Genomic DNA, 17670 nt, shown 5'->3' with positions numbered 1-17670 from the left:
TGCTCGAATCGATAACGCTGATACGTCGCATGACTCGCCGCTCTCTTTCACCGTCAAGGAGATGACCATGCAAGTGAAAGCCCTGATCGCCGCGTTACTGTTCGGCCTGCTGCCCAGCGCCAGCCAGGCGACCAATCTGATGTACTTGCCTTTTGAGACAGTCCTGTCCAATGCGATCCGCGCCGGGCGGCTCGATGGCAGCGTGAGGTTCTACCTGGCCGGCAACGGACCGACGGAGCACCTTCAAGTGTTGCGCACGAATGTCGTCAGCGACTGGCCCACCAATGCCTCCAACAAGAGCGATTTCGATGCCTGCGAGTGGGCAGTGCAATCGACGTTGATCGAGTTGCAAGCAGAAGCAAAGCGGGTCGGGGCGAATGCGGTGACCAACATCGTGAGTTATTACGATCAGCATGTGCGCAAGGACCTGAACAGCTATGAGTGCCGGGCCGGAGTGTTTGTGGCGCGAGTCGCGTTGCGCGGGGATTTGGTACGGATGCAGTGAACGGGACCACCCCCGCGATTTACGCAGGGGTCGCCCAGTCGCTTACTGAGCTTGAATCAATTTGCTTTCAGCGACGCCAGCGCGACCTGTCTTGTCGTCGACGACTTGCAGGTTGTTGCGCGCCTTGATGAAGCCCACTTTCACTTCCTGCCAGACAAAGTAGTTCTTGCCGGCTTCTGCGGTGAGTTTCAGTTCAGAATCGTTTTCCGCCGAAGACACCAGGGTCTGTTGACCGGCCGGGACGGATAACATCAGGTAAGACTTGGCGACGGTTTGCCCTACCGGCTTGCCATTGAGTGCCACCGGCATTTTCACGCCTGCACCCATACTCTCGTTGCGATAAACGTAGATGTTGGCTTTGTCCGGGGTGACCTGGAACGTTTTCGCTTGAGCGTCCTGGGTTTCATCAGCCATTTTTACCGAAGCACAACCACCGGTCAAAGCGGTCAATGCCAGCAAAGCGGTGAAGGTTATCTGCTTGAACATCCTGTATCTCCATTGTTTTGATGAGTCCAACGATGGTTATCGGCCGTCCCCAACAAAACTTTGAAGCTCTATGGCGTCAGCCATTCAATCAACGTAACCGCCCCGCTGGTCTTCCTGCGCGGGTCATCAATCGAGTCATTCAACGATTTCCGTAACGTCAGAAACGACAAAGGGCGCCTTTCGGCGCCCCTTCACAAACAGGTCGGCTTGTCATCGCCGCCCCTCATCCAGCGCCACCTGAATCACGCCGCGAGCACGTGCAATTGTCCCGAGAGCCTTGGCGATGAATGCTGGATCATCTCCTGCTTCTTCCATACAAGCGTCAAGATAATTGGCCATGTCCTCCTCAGTCTTGAGGTACTCGGCAGAGTCCCAGCAAGTGAATTGTTCGGTCATGGGTCTACTCCTGCCAGGATTTTTGATCGTTCAGGATGGATCGAGGTTATCCAGCACACGATTCACCGCCAATTCTCCCAGCATGATCGACTGTTGAATCCCCAGCAGTGTGTTGCTTTGCGATCCTTCCAGATACCTCGCGAAATCGCTCGCCATGACGTTCGCTGATGCCAGGGATTCACAGGCGTATTCCAGCAGGGTGTGGTTGTCGATATCGGGGGCGATGAGGAAGATTTTGCTTGGTTGGCGTGGGGCGTCCAGATCGGTGCCCGGTGGGTTTGCTGTTGTATTAGTCATAATTCGGTCCAAAAGTGGAGCCGTCACCGAGTCGCTACTACACAAAAGGGTGGCAGCTGTGCGCAGGTTAGTAGACCGGGGACACGAGAAACCGGCGCGCCCGAAGGCGCCCTGCGCACTGCTGCCATCAAGTGCAGGTTGAAATACCTGACTGTCAGGAGCACAAAAGCGCCTCGTTAATCCACGGGCTACTAAACCCGATCACTGGAAATCAGTGATGCGAACGAAGTTACCGATGGCCCCCAAAGCGCACAAGCCGGCGGATTCTGGAGTAGTTGTAGGCAATGCCGCAAGGCGCTGTAGCCTGTTCAAGGCAGTTCGGAAATGTCCTACGCCCTTCAGCGAAGCGTCCGCTTTGGCATAGGCAACTGCACCTTTTTTGGTGAACTTGCGGACGCTTTCGCGAGCAGGCTCGCTCCCACAGGGATTTACGGTGTGAACCGATTTGTGTTCCACCACCCATCCACTGTGGGAGCGAGCCTGCTCGCGAATGACTGCGAAGCAGTCACGTCTTCAACGGCTCGACCTTACGCGTCAACAACTCCACAAACGCCTTGGCCATCGGCGACTTCTGATCCTTGCGCTGCACCAGCCACACCGCCGATACAGCCTCAGGATCGAGCAGAGGCCGATAGACCACCCCCTCGATGCGCATCCGCTGATAAGACGCCGGCAGCACGGATACACCCAACCCCGCCGCCACTAACCCGATAATCGTCATCGCCTCGCCCGCCTCCTGGGCAAAGTGCGGACTGAACCCGGCATCCCGCGCCAGGCTGAGCAATTGTGCGTACAGGCCACTGCCATAACTGCGTGGGAAAAATACGAAGGGCTCGAGGGCCAGGGCCGACAGAAACAAGCCTTCCTCACTATCGGTCACTAATGGATGCTTGGAACTGAGCACCGCCACCAGCGGCTCACGCATCAACTCCACCACGCTGAGCGAGTCCGGCAACCCAAGTGGCCGCATGATCCCGACTTCAATCGACTCATCCACCAACGCATCGGCAACCTGGGTGCTGCTCATCTCCCGCAGGTTCAGGTGCACCGCCGGGGATCGCTGACGAAATGAAAAAATCGCCTGGGGAATGGTCGAGTTGAACGGCGCTGACGAGGTGAAGCCAATCTTCAGTTCACCCAGCTCACCCAACTGCGCCCGCCGTGCAACATCCGCCGCCTTGTCGACCTGCGCCAACACCAACCGCGCCTCTTCCAGAAACAGCCGGCCGGCTTCACTGAGTTCGACCCGACGATTGGTGCGCTCGAACAATCGCGCACCCACCTCCTGCTCCAGCGCCTGAATCTGCTGACTCAGCGGCGGTTGCGAGATGCCCAGCACCTGGGCGGCGCGGCCGAAGTGCAGTTCTTCGGCAACAGCAATGAAGTAGCGCAGGTGACGCAATTCCATGAAAACTCCATTAGGTCGTTAAACCTATCAAACAGGTCGAACAATATATTGGATTGAATCATTAGGCAGCTATATGCTTTTTTCATTGCCTGACCGGCTGCGTCCTCCGAGGTCCGAAGTGAAAACTGCTGTCGCTCCACTTGCCCATGAAGTTCCGCCCGCAGCGGTGGACGATGTTGTCGCCGAATTAAAGGAGATCTACATCGAAAAAGGCACGCCGATGTTCATGCGCACGGTACTGGCGCTGTTCTCCGGCGGCTTCGCGACCTTCGCCCTGCTCTATTGCGTGCAGCCGATGATGCCGCTGCTGTCCCATGAGTACTCCATCAACGCCGCCCAGAGCAGCCTGATCCTGTCGGTCGCCACCGGGATGCTCGCCATTGGTCTGCTGATCACCGGCCCGATCTCTGATCGCATCGGGCGCAAACCGGTGATGGTCGCCGCGCTGTTCGCCGCCGCGCTCTGCACAATCGCCAGCTCAATGATGCCGAGCTGGCACGGCGTGCTGGCGATGCGGGCGCTGATCGGGTTGTCATTGAGCGGTCTGGCAGCGGTTGCCATGACGTACTTGAGTGAAGAGATCCACCCGCAGCACATCGGTCTGGCCATGGGTTTGTACATCGGCGGCAACGCGATTGGCGGGATGTGCGGACGCTTGATCACTGGCGTGTTGATCGACTTCGTCAGCTGGCACACGGCGATGCTGGTGATCGGCGGCCTGGCGCTGATCGCAGCGGCGGTGTTCTGGAAAATCCTTCCCGAGTCGCGCAACTTCCGCGCCCGTTCATTACACCCGCGCAGCTTGATTGACGGCTTCACCATGCACTTTCGTGACGCCGGCCTGCCGCTGCTGTTCCTCGAAGCTTTTGTGCTGATGGGCGCGTTCGTCACCCTCTTCAACTACATCGGCTATCGCCTGCTGGCCGAGCCGTATCACATGGATCAGGCCTTCGTCGGGCTGCTGTCGGTGGTGTATCTGTCGGGCATCTACAGTTCAGCGAAAATCGGCTCGTTGGCCGACAAACTCGGCCGTCGCAAAGTGCTCTGGGCGACCATAGTGCTGATGATCGCCGGCCTCGCCCTGACCATGCTTACGCCGCTGCCGGTGGTGATCATCGGGATGCTGATCTTTACCTTCGGCTTCTTCGGCGCCCATTCGGTGGCCAGCAGTTGGATCGGCCGCCGGGCGATCAAGGCCAAGGGGCAAGCGTCTTCGCTCTATCTGTTCAGCTATTACGCCGGGTCGAGCATCGCCGGGACGGCGGGCGGGGTTTTCTGGCACATGGGTGGATGGAACGGGATCGGGCTGTTCATTGGCGGGTTGCTGGTAATTGCCCTGCTGGTGGCGTTGAAACTGGCGAAGTTACCACCGCTGGGTGGGGTAAAGGCTTAAACACAAATATCCAGTCATCCATAAACAACTGTGGGAGCGAGCTTGCTCGCGATGAGGCCATAACATTCAACATCTAAGTTGGCTGTTATACCGCCATCGCGAGCAAGCTCGCTCCCACAGAAAAGCCTAGCGCTTTATCAGTTCACATCACTCGTGATACTGCGCCGACAGTTCATGCACCGCGCGCAGGAAGGCGCCGGCGTGTTCCGGGTCGACTTCAGGCGTGATGCCATGGCCGAGGTTGAACACGTGGCCGCTGCCCTTGCCGTAGCTGGCGAGGATGCGGCCGACTTCGGTGCGGATGGCTTCTGGCTTGGCGTACAGCACGGTCGGGTCCATGTTGCCTTGCAGGGCGACTTTGCTGCCGACGCGATCACGGGCGCTGCCAATGTCGCAGGTCCAGTCCAGGCCGAGCGCATCAGCGCCAGCGTCGGCAATGCTTTCGAGCCACAGGCCGCCGTTCTTGGTGAACAGGATGACCGGCACTTTGCGACCTTCGTGTTCTCGGATCAGGCCGCTGACGATTTTGCGCATGTAAGCCAGGGAGAACTCCTGGTACGCCGCCGCCGAGAGGCTGCCGCCCCAACTATCGAAGATCTGTACCGCTTGCGCCCCGGCCATGATCTGGCCGTTGAGGTAGCTGGTGACCGTCTGCGCGAGCTTGTCCAGCAGCAGGTGCAAGGCTTGCGGGTTGTCGTAGAGCATGGTTTTGGTCTTGCGGTAGTCTTTCGACGAGCCGCCTTCGACCATGTAGGTGGCCAGGGTCCATGGGCTGCCGGCGAAGCCGATCAGCGGCACGCGGCCGTTCAGTTCGCGGCGGATGGTGCTGACCGCGTCCATGACGTAGCCGAGGTCTTTGTGCGGATCAGGGATTGGCAGGGCTTCGATGTCAGCCAGGGTACTGATGACTTTCTTGAAGCGCGGACCTTCACCGGTTTCGAAGTACAGGCCTTGGCCCATGGCATCGGGGATGGTCAGGATGTCGGAGAACAGGATCGCCGCGTCCAGTTGCGGATAGCGGTCGAGCGGCTGCATCGTGACTTCGCAAGCGAACTCCGGGTTCATGCACAGGCTCATGAAGTCGCCGGCCTTGGCACGGCTGGCGCGGTATTCCGGCAGGTAGCGACCGGCCTGACGCATCATCCAGACAGGCGTGACGTCTACGGGTTGCTTGAGCAGGGCGCGAAGGAAACGGTCGTTCTTCAGGGCAGTCATGTCGGCATCCGGAAAAAAAGTGCGGGCATTTTCTCAGAGCGCGACGCAAAAGGCACGGTTGCAGGTCAGCCTTTTGTCTATCGGGTCAATTTGTCGCGGTGAATGCGGTCGTCCTGACACCCAGAAACCAATGTGGGAGCGGGCTTGCTCGCGAAGAGGCCGTCACATTCAACAGAGATGTTGACTGACAAACCGCTTTCGCGAGCAAGCCCGCTCCCACATTTTGATCGCATTTCAGTTATAGAAAGTGATCAGACGCCCAGGTAATCCAGGATCCCTTCGGCGGCATTGCGGCCTTCGAAGATCGCCGTTACCACCAGGTCAGAACCACGAACCATGTCGCCACCGGCGAAGATTTTCGGGTTGCTGGTCTGGTGCTTGTATTGACCTTGCTCCGGGGCCACAACGCGGCCCTGGCTGTCGGTCTGGATGCTGTGCTGTTCGAACCACGACGCCGGGCTCGGACGGAAACCGAACGCGATGACCACGGCATCAGCCGGGATGATCTCTTCGGAACCCGGAATCGGCTCAGGGCTGCGACGGCCGCGGGCGTCCGGTTCGCCGAGACGGGTCTCGACCACCTTCACGCCTTCGACGCGGTCTTCACCGACGATAGCGATTGGCTGGCGGTTGTAGAGGAATTTCACGCCTTCTTCCTTGGCGTTCTTCACCTCTTTGCGCGAACCCGGCATGTTCGCTTCGTCACGACGATAAGCACAGGTCACCGACTTGGCGCCCTGGCGAATCGACGTACGGTTGCAGTCCATCGCCGTGTCGCCGCCACCCAATACCACGACCTTCTTGCCTTTCATGTCGACGAAATCTTCCGGCGACTTTTCAAAGCCCAGGTTGCGGTTGACGTTAGCGATCAGGAAGTCCAGCGCGTCATGCACGCCCGGCAAATCCTCACCGGCAAAGCCGCCCTTCATGTAGGTGTAGGTGCCCATGCCCATGAACACGGCATCGTATTCTTCGAGCAGTTGCTCGACGGTCACGTCCTTGCCCACTTCGGTGTTCAGACGGAACTCGATGCCCATGCCGGTGAAGACTTCGCGGCGATTGCTCAGCACGGTCTTTTCCAGCTTGAACTCAGGGATGCCGAAGGTCAGCAGACCGCCGATTTCCGGGTTCTTGTCGAACACCACCGGGGTCACGCCGCCGCGTACCAGCACGTCGGCACAGCCCAGGCCCGCCGGGCCTGCGCCGATCACCGCAACACGCTTGCCGGTCGGTATGACCTTGGACATGTCCGGGCGCCAGCCCATGGCGAACGCGGTGTCGGTGATGTACTTCTCGACCGAACCGATGGTCACCGCGCCGAAGCCGTCGTTGAGGGTGCAGGCACCCTCGCACAGACGATCCTGCGGGCACACCCGGCCGCACACTTCCGGCAGGGTGTTGGTCTGGTGCGACAGCTCGGCAGCCTGGAGGATGTTGCCCTCGGCCACCAGCTTCAGCCAGTTCGGAATGAAGTTGTGCACCGGGCACTTCCATTCGCAATACGGGTTACCGCAACCCAGGCAGCGGTGGGCCTGATCGGCCGAGTGCTGGGGTTTGAAGGGTTCGTAGATCTCCACGAACTCTTTCTTGCGTTGACGCAACAGTTTCTTCTTCGGATCCTTGCGCCCGACATCGATGAACTGGAAGTCGTTATTCAGACGTTCAGCCATTGTTAAAACCTCATCAAACTCTTCAGGCGCATATCACTGCGGGTTGGCACGGGTGCTGGAAAGCAACGATTTCAGGTTGGCAGCCTTGGGCTTGACCAGCCAGAAACGACGCAGATAGTCATCGAGGTTTTCAGCGAGGTTACGACCCCACTCGCTGTCGGTTTCCTCAACGTATTCGTTCAGCACGCGTTGCAGGTGGCTGCGATAGGCTTCCATCGCCTCACCGCTGATCCGCTGGATTTCCACCAGTTCGTGGTTGACCCGGTCAACGAAGGTGTTGTCCTGGTCGAGCACGTAGGCGAAACCGCCGGTCATGCCTGAGCCGAAGTTGTAACCGGTCTTGCCCAATACGCAGACGAAACCACCGGTCATGTACTCGCAGCAGTGATCGCCCGTGCCTTCCACAACCGTGTGAGCACCGGAGTTACGCACGGCAAAACGCTCGCCCGCGGTACCGGCGGCGAACAGCTTGCCGCCAGTGGCACCGTACAGGCAGGTGTTGCCGATGATGGCACTGTCCTGAGTCTTGTAGACGCTGCCCTTCGGCGGAACGATGACCAGCTTGCCACCGGTCATGCCTTTGCCGACGTAGTCGTTGGCGTCGCCTTCCAGGTACATGTTCAGGCCGCCAGCGTTCCACACACCGAAGCTCTGACCGGCCGTCCCTTTGAAGCGGAAGGTGATCGGCGCATTCGCCATGCCTTGGTTGCCGTGCTTGCGAGCGATTTCACCGGAAATCCGCGCGCCGATCGAACGGTCGCAGTTGCAGATATCCAGGGCGAAATCGGCGCCGCTCATGTCGTTGATCGCCGAAGTGGCCAGGTCGACCATTTTCTCGGCCAGCAGACCTTTGTCGAACGGCGGGTTGCGCTCCACCTGGCAGAACTGAGGCTTGTCCGCCGGGATGTGATCGCTGCCCAGCAATGGCGTCAGGTCCAGGTGTTGCTGCTTGGCGGTCTGGCCTTCGAGGATGTCCAGCAGATCGGTACGGCCGATCAGCTCTTCGAGGGAGCGCACGCCCAGCTTGGCCAGCCACTCACGGGTTTCTTCGGCGACGTAGGTGAAGAAATTCACCACCATGTCGACGGTGCCGATGTAGTGATCCTTGCGCAGCTTCTCGTTCTGAGTCGCGACGCCGGTGGCGCAGTTGTTCAGGTGGCAAATACGCAGGTATTTGCAGCCCAGGGCGATCATTGGCGCGGTGCCGAAGCCGAAGCTTTCAGCGCCGAGAATGGCAGCCTTGATCACGTCGAGGCCGGTTTTCAGGCCGCCGTCGGTTTGTACCCGCACTTTGCCGCGCAGGTCATTGCCGCGCAGGGTCTGGTGAGTTTCGGCCAGGCCGAGTTCCCACGGAGCGCCCGCGTATTTGATCGAGGTCAGCGGCGATGCACCGGTGCCGCCGTCGTAGCCGGAGATGGTGATCAAGTCCGCGTAGGCCTTGGCCACACCGGCGGCGATGGTGCCGACGCCTGCTTCTGCTACCAGCTTCACCGAGACCAGGGCCTTCGGGTTGACTTGTTTCAGGTCGAAAATCAGCTGCGACAAGTCTTCGATCGAATAGATGTCGTGGTGCGGCGGAGGCGAGATCAGGGTCACGCCCGGCACTGCGTAACGCAGCTTGGCGATCAGACCGTTGACCTTGCCGCCTGGCAACTGACCACCTTCGCCGGGCTTGGCGCCCTGAGCGACTTTGATCTGCAGCACTTCAGCGTTGACCAGGTATTCCGGGGTCACACCGAAACGGCCAGTCGCAACCTGTTTGATTTTCGAGCTCTTGATGGTGCCGTAACGCGCCGGGTCTTCGCCGCCTTCGCCGGAGTTGGAACGCGCACCGAGGCGGTTCATGGCTTCGGCCAGGGCTTCGTGAGCTTCCGGCGACAAGGCGCCGAGGGAGATGCCCGCGGAGTCAAAGCGCTTGAGCACCGATTCCAGCGGTTCGATCTCGCTGATGTCCAGCGGCGTGTCCAGGGTTTTGACCTTGAACATGTCGCGGATCATCGACACCGGACGGTTGTCCACCAGCGCCGTGTATTCCTTGAACTTGCTGTAGTCGCCCTGCTGCACAGCGGCTTGCAGAGTGTTGACCACGTCCGGGTTGTACGCGTGATATTCGCCACCGTGGACGAACTTCAGCAAACCGCCCTGCTGGATTGGCTTGCGCGGGCTCCAGGCTTCGGCGGCCAGGGCTTTCTGCTCGGCTTCGATGTCGACGAAACGCGCGCCCTTGATGCGGCTTGGCACGCCACGGAAGCTCAGGTCGCAGACTTCTTCAGACAGGCCGATGGCTTCGAACAGCTGCGCACCGCGGTACGACGTGATGGTCGAGATGCCCATCTTCGACAGGATCTTCAGCAGGCCTTTGGTGATGCCTTTGCGGTAGTTCTTGAACACCTCGTAGAGGTCGCCCAGTACTTCACCGGTGCGGATCAGGTCGCCCAGCACTTCGTAAGCCAGGAACGGATAGACCGCCGAGGCGCCGAAACCGATCAACACCGCGAAGTGGTGCGGATCGCGAGCCGTCGCTGTTTCCACGAGGATGTTGGAGTCGCAACGCAGGCCTTTTTCGGTCAAGCGGTGGTGCACCGCGCCGGTGGCCAGGGAAGCGTGGATCGGCAACTTGCCCGGAGCAATGTGACGGTCACTCAGCACGACCTGGGTACGACCGGAGCGCACAGCTTCTTCAGCCTGATCGGCGACGTTGCGGATCGCCGCTTCGAGACCGACGCTTTCGTCGTAGTTGAGGTCGATGATCGCGCGCTCGAAGCCCGGACGATCGAGGTTCATCAGCGAGCGCCACTTGGCCGGGGAAATGACCGGCGAGCTGAGGATCACGCGCGAGGCGTGTTCCGGCGACTCCTGGAAGATGTTGCGCTCGGCACCGAGGCAGATCTCCAGCGACATGACGATGGCTTCACGCAGCGGGTCGATCGGCGGGTTGGTGACCTGCGCGAACTGCTGGCGGAAATAGTCGTACGGCGTGCGCACGCGCTGGGACAGCACGGCCATCGGCGTATCGTCGCCCATCGAACCCACGGCTTCGTAGCCTTGCTCGCCGAGCGGACGCAGCACCTGATCACGTTCTTCGAAAGTGATCTGGTACATCTTCATGTACTGCTTGAGCTGGTCGACGTCGTAGAACGCCGAACCGTGGTCGTTGTCTTCCATGGTCGCCTGAATGCGCAGGGCATTCTTGCGCAGCCATTGCTTGTACGGATGACGCGACTTCAAGCGGTTGTCGATGGCGTCGGTGTCGAGGATCTGGCCGGTTTCGGTGTCCACGGCGAAGATCTGACCCGGGCCAACGCGGCCCTTGGCGATCACGTCTTCAGGCTGGTAGTTCCAGACACCGATTTCCGAGGCCAGGGTGATGAAACCATTCTTGGTGGTGACCCAACGCGCCGGACGCAGACCGTTACGGTCGAGCAGGCACACCGCGTAACGACCGTCGGTCATTACCACGCCGGCCGGGCCGTCCCACGGTTCCATGTGCATCGAGTTGTATTCGTAGAACGCACGCAGATCCGGGTCCATGGTTTCGACGTTCTGCCACGCAGGCGGAATGATCATCCGCACACCACGGAACAGGTCGATACCACCGGTGACCATCAGCTCAAGCATGTTGTCCATGCTGGAGGAGTCGGAACCGACACGGTTGACCAGCGGGCCGAGTTCTTCCAGGTCCATCAGATCATTGGTGAACTTGGTGCGACGGGCCACTGCCCAGTTGCGGTTGCCGGTGATGGTGTTGATCTCGCCGTTGTGGGCGAGGAAGCGGAACGGCTGAGCCAGCGGCCATTTCGGCAGGGTGTTGGTCGAGAAGCGCTGGTGGAACACACAAATCGAAGTTTGCAGGCGCTGGTCGCTGAGGTCTGGATAGAAGGCGGTCAAATCCGCCGGCATCATCAGGCCTTTATAAATGATGGTCTTGTGCGAAAAGCTGCAGACGTAGTGATCGGCGTCGGCGGCGTTGGCCACGGACGAGCGACGACGGGAGGTGAACAGCTTGACGGCCATGTCCTGATCGCTCAGGCCATCACCGGCGATGAACACTTGTTCGATCTGCGGCAGGCGCTCAAGCGCCAGGCGACCGAGGACGCTGGTGTCGATCGGCACTTTGCGCCAGCCGACGAGGGTAAGGCCAGCAGCGAGGATCTCGCGGTTCATGTTTTCGCGAGCAGCTTCGGCTTTGACCGGGTCCTGGTTGAAGAAGACCATGCCCACCGCATATTGCTTGGGCAGTTCGACGCCGAAGGTTTCCTGGGCGATGGCTCGCAGGAACACATCCGGCTTTTGAATCAGCAGACCGCAACCGTCACCGGTCTTGCCGTCGGCGTTGATCCCACCGCGGTGGGTCATGCAGGTCAGGGCCTCGATGGCCGTTTGCAAAAGGGTATGACTGGGCTCGCCCTGCATATGGGCTATCAGGCCGAAACCGCAGTTATCCTTGAATTCATCTGGTTGGTACAGACCTGCTTTCATAGACACTTTCTCACCAGGCTGCCTCTTGTCGAGGCAAATTTCTTTTCAATTCAACCACTTACCATCCGCGCCGAACGTACGCCAGCTTTGCGGGGGCAAAAGGGAGGTCATTGTACACACCGACACAGAGGCTCACAAATTTGACGACGAAATGTCGCAAATCTATGTCGCATTTGTGAAAGGTTTAAAGCGATATGCTGTGCTAGTCAAAACTTTTTTAATTTTGACCGCAACGACTCAAAGACTACTGTGACGCAGACACCACAAGGCACGCGGCCTGTAGAGGCGGCATGCGCTTGTAGAAATTTTGAGGTGCCGGGAGAGGCGGCCTGGGTAAGGCCGCCGAATCTTCAGCGAGTTGTTGCCAGTTCCTGTTGGACGCTGGCGACAGTGCGAGGCCAAGGTTTACCAGCCTGAACCTTCGCTGGCAAGGCCTTGATAGCGGTAACGGCTGCATCGCGGTTGGCGAAGTTACCGTAAGTGATGACGTAAAGCGGCTTGCCGTTGAGGACTTTCTTGAAATAACGGTACTCGCCGCCCTGCTCCTTGACGAAGGATTGCGCGGCCGCTTCAGAGCTGGTGCCGAGGATCTGCACCACGTAGTTGCTCGTCGGTTGACCGGCGTACCACGTACCGCCAGCGGCCTTGGCTACGGGGGCTGGCTTCTCGGCAGGCTTGGCGGCAGCAGCGGCAGCTGGTTTGGCTGGCACTGGAGCTGGCTTCACGGCAGGCGCCACCGGGGCTGGCTTGGCCGTCGCGACCTGAGTCGGAGCAGGCACAGGCTTGGCGGCAGGTGTCGGTGCCGGGCCAGGCTGGATGCCCGCAGGCGGCGCGGTGGTGGTCACAGTCGGCGGTGTAGCGCTCGAACCTTCGACCGGCACACCGTCGTCGCCTTCGGTGATGCCACCGGCGGCTTCAGCCAGCGGACCGCGCATGACCGGCTGCGAGTTGCCGACCAGCGGCAATGGCATCGGTTGCGAGTTACCGGCGAATTCGACGGCAGGCGCGCCGCCGCTGTTTGGTTTTGGCGTGCCCTGGCCGAGCGGCAGTTGCGCCTGTTCGTTGGCAGGTGCGCCAGTGGTCGGTGCTTTGCTGCGACCCGGCATCAACCAGGCGGCGGCTACCGCGACCACGACAACGGCGGAAATCGCCAATACGTGTTTCTTCGGCATGTTGAACCCCATACTTGGACGCTTCACCGCTGAGCGGCTGGCAATCATGGCTTCGATCATCGCATCGCGGGCAACCTGGTTGATGGTGCCAGGCCAACCGTCGGAGCTTTCGTGAATATCAGAGATCTGATCTGCGGTGAAAAGTTCGATACCCCGGCCAGCGCCTTCGAGCCGCTGCTCCAGATATTCGCGGGTTTCTTCTTCGGTGTAAGGCTGCAACTCGATGACGTGGAAACGCTCTTCCTCGAGGGTCAGAGCCTCCAATTGAGCAATCAGCGACGACTCACCGAACAGGAACACATGCGGGCGACCTTCCGGTGCACCGGCGGCCAGGGCCAGCAAGGCTTCCAGCGCGGACTCGTCGAGTTGCTCGGCGTCATCCACCAGCAAATAGACTTCCTGCCCCGTCAGCGCAAGCTGCACCACTTGAGCCAGAATCGCACCGATCTCGGCCTGGGCGACGTTCAGCGCCTGAGCCACCTGACGCAGCACGCCGGCCGCATCGCCGGCGCCACGGGCGGAAACCACCACGCTCTGCACCGATTGCTTGTTGGTGCTGGCCACCAGGGCCTGACGCAACAGCGTCTTGCCACTGCCTTGCGGGCCGGTGACGACCAGCAACAACTGACTGTAGCGTGCCAGGTGATGCAGTTGCCCCAGCACCGGTTTGCGCTGGGCCGGGAAGAATTTGAAGCCAGGCACCCGTGGAGAAAAAGGGTCATGACTCAACTGGTAATGGCCGAGGAAAGCCTCGTCGGCGTGCAAACTAGTCATCGGGATCTTATTAACCTTTAAGCTGAGCCAGAGCGCGGTAATCCGCTCCCAGCGTGGCCTGTAAAACCTCTTTCGGATAATCGTCGGTCACCACCGCTTCGCCCATGTGGCGCAGCAGCACCAGGCGCAAACGACCGTCGATCACTTTCTTGTCAATTGCCATGTGTTCGAGAAAATCGGCTTCAGTCATCTCTTCAGGCGGGATAACCGGCAGGCCGGCACGCTGGAACAGACGAATGCCGCGATCACGCTCTTGCTCGCTGATCCAGCCCAGGCGTGTGGACATTTCCAAGGCCATTACGGTGCCAGCAGCGACCGCCTCACCATGTAGCCAGACACCATAGCCCATGTGGGTTTCGATGGCGTGGCCGAAGGTGTGACCCAGGTTGAGCGTGGCGCGAACACCGGTCTCCCGTTCGTCGGCACCGACCACCGCAGCCTTGGCCGCGCAAGAGCGCTCGATGGCGTAAGTCAGGGCGACCTGGTCCAGGGCACGCAGGCGATCGACGTTTTCTTCAAGCCAGGTCAGGAACGGCTCGTCGCAGATCAGCCCGTATTTGATGACTTCAGCAAGCCCGGCGGACAGTTCGCGGGCCGGCAGGGTATTGAGGGTAGCGGTATCAATCAGCACCACGTTCGGCTGATAGAAAGCGCCGACCATGTTCTTGCCCAGCGGATGGTTGATCCCGGTCTTGCCGCCCACCGAAGAGTCGACTTGCGACAGCAGCGTGGTCGGGATCTGGATGAAATCGACACCACGCTGGTAGCAGGCGGCCGCAAAACCGGCCATGTCACCAATCACACCGCCACCGAGGGCGATGACCGTGGTACGGCGGTCGTGCCGCGCGGTCAGCAGACCGTCGAAAATCAGTTGCAGGGTTTCCCAGGTCTTGAACGCTTCGCCGTCGGGCAGTACCAGGGAAACCACCGAGAATTGTGCGAGGCTGCGGGTCAGACGCTCGAGATAGAGCGGCGCAACGGTCTCGTTGGAGATGATCGCTACTTGCCGTCCGCGGATATGCGGGGCCAGCAGCTCAGGCTGATCCAACAAACCTTCGCCAATATGAATCGGGTAGCTGCGCTCGCCTAGATCGACCTTGAGTGTCTGCATGTGTCCCCACAGTGAAGATGGAATCAGGCGTCCTGCCTTGAGTTAACGAATGTCCACGGCGTCTGCTGGTGTGACGCCGTTCGGTAGCCATCCGCCACAACCTTGAGCGGCCATGACAGGACGCCGAGGATAGCGCATTTCGCGCTGCGCTTTAACGGGGAGGTAGCTGCTGCAAGCGTTCGAGAATATCGAGCACCACCATTCGCGGCGGCCGCTCATCGGTTTCCACCACCAGATCGGCGATTTCCCGATAAAGCGGATCGCGGATCGCCAGCAGATCTCGAAGGGTCTTGGCCGGATCGGCAGTGCGCAACAGGGGTCGATTGCGATCGCGGGACGTGCGGCCGACCTGCTGCTCGACAGACGCATGCAGATAGACCACCCGCCCGCCGGCGTGCAGCGCCCGACGATTGGCCTCACGCATCACCGCGCCGCCACCGGTCGCCAGCACCACGCCGTCGCACCCGCACAGCTCGGCGATCATCGCCTGCTCGCGGTCACGAAAGCCCGGTTCGCCTTCCTTATCGAAAATCCACGGGATATTGGCGCCCGTGCGCAATTCAATTTCCTTATCGGAATCTTTGAATGGCAGGCGCAGCTCTTTGGCCAGCAACCGGCCGATGGTGCTTTTTCCAGCCCCCATCGGTCCAACAAGAATCAAATTTCGCACAGAATCAATGACTCACAGCAATCGCCTGGTTATTCATGATACGCGGAGTGAGGAATACCAGCAGCTCGGATTTTTTCTCCGAAACCACGTCACGCCGGAAAAGGCGGCCAAGATACGGCACATCACCGAGAAATGGCACCTTATCTACAACCTTGCTCTGAGTATTTGAGAAAACCCCACCAATCACGATGGTCTCGCCGTCGTTGACCAGGACCTTGGCATTGACTTCGTTTTTCTTGATCGGTGGTACGTCCTGCACCTTGTTCAGGTAGTCCGGTTCGTCCTTGGTGACCTTGACCTCCATGATGATCCGGTTGTCCGGAGTGATCTGGGGCGTCACTTCCAGCGACAGCGAGGCCTCCTTGAACGACACCGAGGTAGCGCCGCTGGAGCTGGCTTCCTGATAGGGAATCTCCGTGCCCTTGAGGATTTTCGCGGTTTCCTTGTCCGACGTGACCACCTTGGGCTGCGAGACGATTTCGCCGTTGCCGGTTTTCTCCATGGCCGTCAGCTCAAGATCCAGCAGCACATTGTCGGTGATGAAGGCGATGCCGAGCCCCGAGGTGTTGGCGGCGGTGCCCAGGTCGACGAACGGCGAGTTGGTGCTGGTGCTGCCAGGCGTACCGATGGTCGATGAAGCGTCAGCGCCATTGCTGACCCCGGACGTGTTCCAGTTGCCCTTGTTCTGCAACGAACCGCCCCAGCGCACGCCGAGGCTTTTGTCATAGTCGACGTTGGCTTCGACGATGCGCGCCTCGATCATCACCTGACGCACCGGGATATCCAGTTGCGCGACGATACGGCGCAGTTCGTCGAGGCGATCCTGGGTCTGGTAGGCAATGATGTTATTGGTCCGCTCATCCACCGTGATCGAGCCCCGCTCGTCGGCTTTTGCCTCGGCACTGGTCACCGACTGGAACAGCTTGGCAATATCGGCAGCTTTGGCGTAGTTGACCTGCAACAGCTCGCGACGCAGGGGGGCCAGGTCGGCGATTTGCTTTTGCGACTCCAGTTCCTGACGCTCGCGGGCGGAGATTTCATCGGCCGGAGCGACCAGCAAAACGTTACCGATCTTGCGTTTATCCAGGCCCTTGGTTTTCAACACCAGATCCAGCGCCTGATCCCACGGTACGTTCTGCAAACGCAGCGTGATGCCGCCCTGCACTGTGTCGCTGGCCACCAGATTGAGGTTGGTGAAGTCGGCGATCAGTTGCAGCACCGAACGCACATCGATGTCCTGGAAATTCAGCGAGAGCTTTTCACCGGTGTAGGCGAAACGCTCGGTGTTGCGTTTCTGTAAGTCATCGACGGTCATCGGTCGAATGCTGACGGTCAGCTTGTTGTCGGTCTGGTAAGTCGAATAATCGAAGGCGCCGCCGGGCTCAATGCTGATCGTGGCCCGATCGCCCGTGGCGCTGGCGTTGACGTACTGCACTGGCGTGGCGAAATCCTTGACGTCCAGACGTACACGCAACGGTTCAGGCAATTGGGTCTTGGCGAAACTGAGGATGATCTTGCCGTCGCGCTCCTGAATGTCCGGGGCGATGGAAGGATCCGACAGATCGATGACCACATTGCCTTCGCCCTGGGTGCCGCGCTGGAAATCCACACCCCGAATGGCCTTGCCTACCGGCGCATAGGCTTTTGCCGGGGCTGGCGTTGCAGTCGCGGCGCGCGGCGTTTTGGGCGCCGGGCTGGAGGCCGTTTTGTTGGCGCCTTGCCCGACCACCACGAACAGAGTATTGCCTTCGACCCGTGCGTTATACGGCGTCAACTGGGTCAGATTGATGATCAGACGCGTACGGTCCTTGGCTTGCACCACCGTGGCGCTGCGGGCATTTCCGCCGCCCAGGTCACGATTTTTGCTTTTTAGCTGACTGACGACGCCGGGCAGATCCAGCGCAATCCGCGCAGGCGATTCCGTGGTGTAACCGTGGGGCGGCGGTGGCGGCCCATCGAACGACAACTTCAACTCGACGCGGTCCCCCGGCAGCGCGGCGACATCCAGCGCTTTGAGGTTGGCCGCTAGTACCATCGGCGACAGCAACGCTATCCATAGCGAAATACCGAAGGTTAAGAAAATCCTGTTCATTA

The 17670-nt window shown here is 59.9% G+C and carries 12 protein-coding genes and 1 pseudogene; 2 read left to right on the top strand and 11 right to left on the bottom strand.

The window, feature by feature from the left end; translation table 11 throughout:
* Positions 1-67: 67 nt before the first annotated feature.
* The gene (locus tag ACYZTZ_RS30160) at positions 68-505 is read left to right on the top strand and encodes an excinuclease (protein WP_462000536.1); all 438 of its coding nucleotides are present in this window, start codon (positions 68-70) and stop codon (positions 503-505) included.
* 42 nt (positions 506-547) lie between these two features.
* Here ACYZTZ_RS30160 and ACYZTZ_RS30155 read toward each other — a convergent pair whose 3' ends face one another.
* The 4 genes and pseudogenes from ACYZTZ_RS30155 to ACYZTZ_RS30140 form a co-directional block, all read right to left on the bottom strand.
* Entirely contained in the window at positions 548-991 is a 444-nt protein-coding gene (locus ACYZTZ_RS30155; RefSeq protein ID WP_415758245.1) for a DUF2846 domain-containing protein, read from the bottom strand.
* 219 nt (positions 992-1210) lie between these two features.
* A pseudogene (locus ACYZTZ_RS30150) lies at positions 1211-1387 on the bottom strand (addiction module antidote protein); the annotation flags it as partial.
* A gap of 30 nt (positions 1388-1417) precedes the next feature.
* A complete protein-coding gene (locus tag ACYZTZ_RS30145; protein ID WP_415758246.1) occupies positions 1418-1684 on the bottom strand; it encodes a DUF6124 family protein in 267 nt (88 codons plus the stop codon).
* Positions 1685-2189: 505 nt separating this feature from the next.
* Complete coding sequence (locus ACYZTZ_RS30140; protein WP_462000535.1) at positions 2190-3092, bottom strand: LysR family transcriptional regulator; 903 nt, start codon at positions 3090-3092, stop codon at positions 2190-2192.
* A 166-nt stretch (positions 3093-3258) separates the two neighbouring features.
* Here ACYZTZ_RS30140 and ACYZTZ_RS30135 point away from each other — a divergent pair, with 166 nt between their 5' ends.
* Positions 3259-4485 (top strand): MFS transporter, encoded by a 1227-nt coding sequence (locus ACYZTZ_RS30135; protein ID WP_462000730.1) that lies wholly within the window; start codon positions 3259-3261, stop codon positions 4483-4485.
* 147 nt (positions 4486-4632) lie between these two features.
* On the opposite strand, the gene hemE is transcribed toward ACYZTZ_RS30135, so the two are convergent.
* The 7 genes from hemE to pilQ all read right to left on the bottom strand — a co-directional run bounded on the left by hemE (position 4633) and on the right by pilQ (position 17668).
* Complete coding sequence (gene hemE, locus ACYZTZ_RS30130; protein ID WP_046045624.1) at positions 4633-5700, bottom strand: uroporphyrinogen decarboxylase; 1068 nt, start codon at positions 5698-5700, stop codon at positions 4633-4635.
* Positions 5701-5951: 251 nt separating this feature from the next.
* Complete coding sequence (locus tag ACYZTZ_RS30125) at positions 5952-7370, bottom strand: FAD-dependent oxidoreductase (protein WP_008149580.1); 1419 nt, start codon at positions 7368-7370, stop codon at positions 5952-5954.
* Positions 7371-7403: 33 nt separating this feature from the next.
* Entirely contained in the window at positions 7404-11849 is a 4446-nt protein-coding gene (gltB, locus tag ACYZTZ_RS30120) for a glutamate synthase large subunit (protein WP_462000534.1), read from the bottom strand.
* A 350-nt stretch (positions 11850-12199) separates the two neighbouring features.
* Positions 12200-13795 (bottom strand): AAA family ATPase, encoded by a 1596-nt coding sequence (locus ACYZTZ_RS30115; RefSeq protein ID WP_462000533.1) that lies wholly within the window; start codon positions 13793-13795, stop codon positions 12200-12202.
* A 10-nt stretch (positions 13796-13805) separates the two neighbouring features.
* Positions 13806-14906, bottom strand: a complete 1101-nt coding sequence (gene aroB / locus ACYZTZ_RS30110) for a 3-dehydroquinate synthase (RefSeq protein WP_462000532.1) — start codon at positions 14904-14906, stop codon at positions 13806-13808.
* Between the two features lie 151 nt (positions 14907-15057).
* The gene (aroK, locus tag ACYZTZ_RS30105) at positions 15058-15576 is read right to left on the bottom strand and encodes a shikimate kinase AroK (protein ID WP_010464421.1); all 519 of its coding nucleotides are present in this window, start codon (positions 15574-15576) and stop codon (positions 15058-15060) included.
* Between the two features lie 4 nt (positions 15577-15580).
* Positions 15581-17668: a type IV pilus secretin PilQ gene (pilQ, locus tag ACYZTZ_RS30100; protein WP_462000531.1), complete on the bottom strand. Its 2088-nt coding sequence runs from the start codon at positions 17666-17668 to the stop codon at positions 15581-15583.
* Between the last annotated feature and the right edge of the window lie 2 nt (positions 17669-17670).

This window comes from Pseudomonas sp. LB3P58, assembly GCF_054897895.1.
The sequence above is the reverse complement of the archived record's forward strand: the minus strand, read 5'-3'. Positions and strand labels throughout refer to the sequence as shown.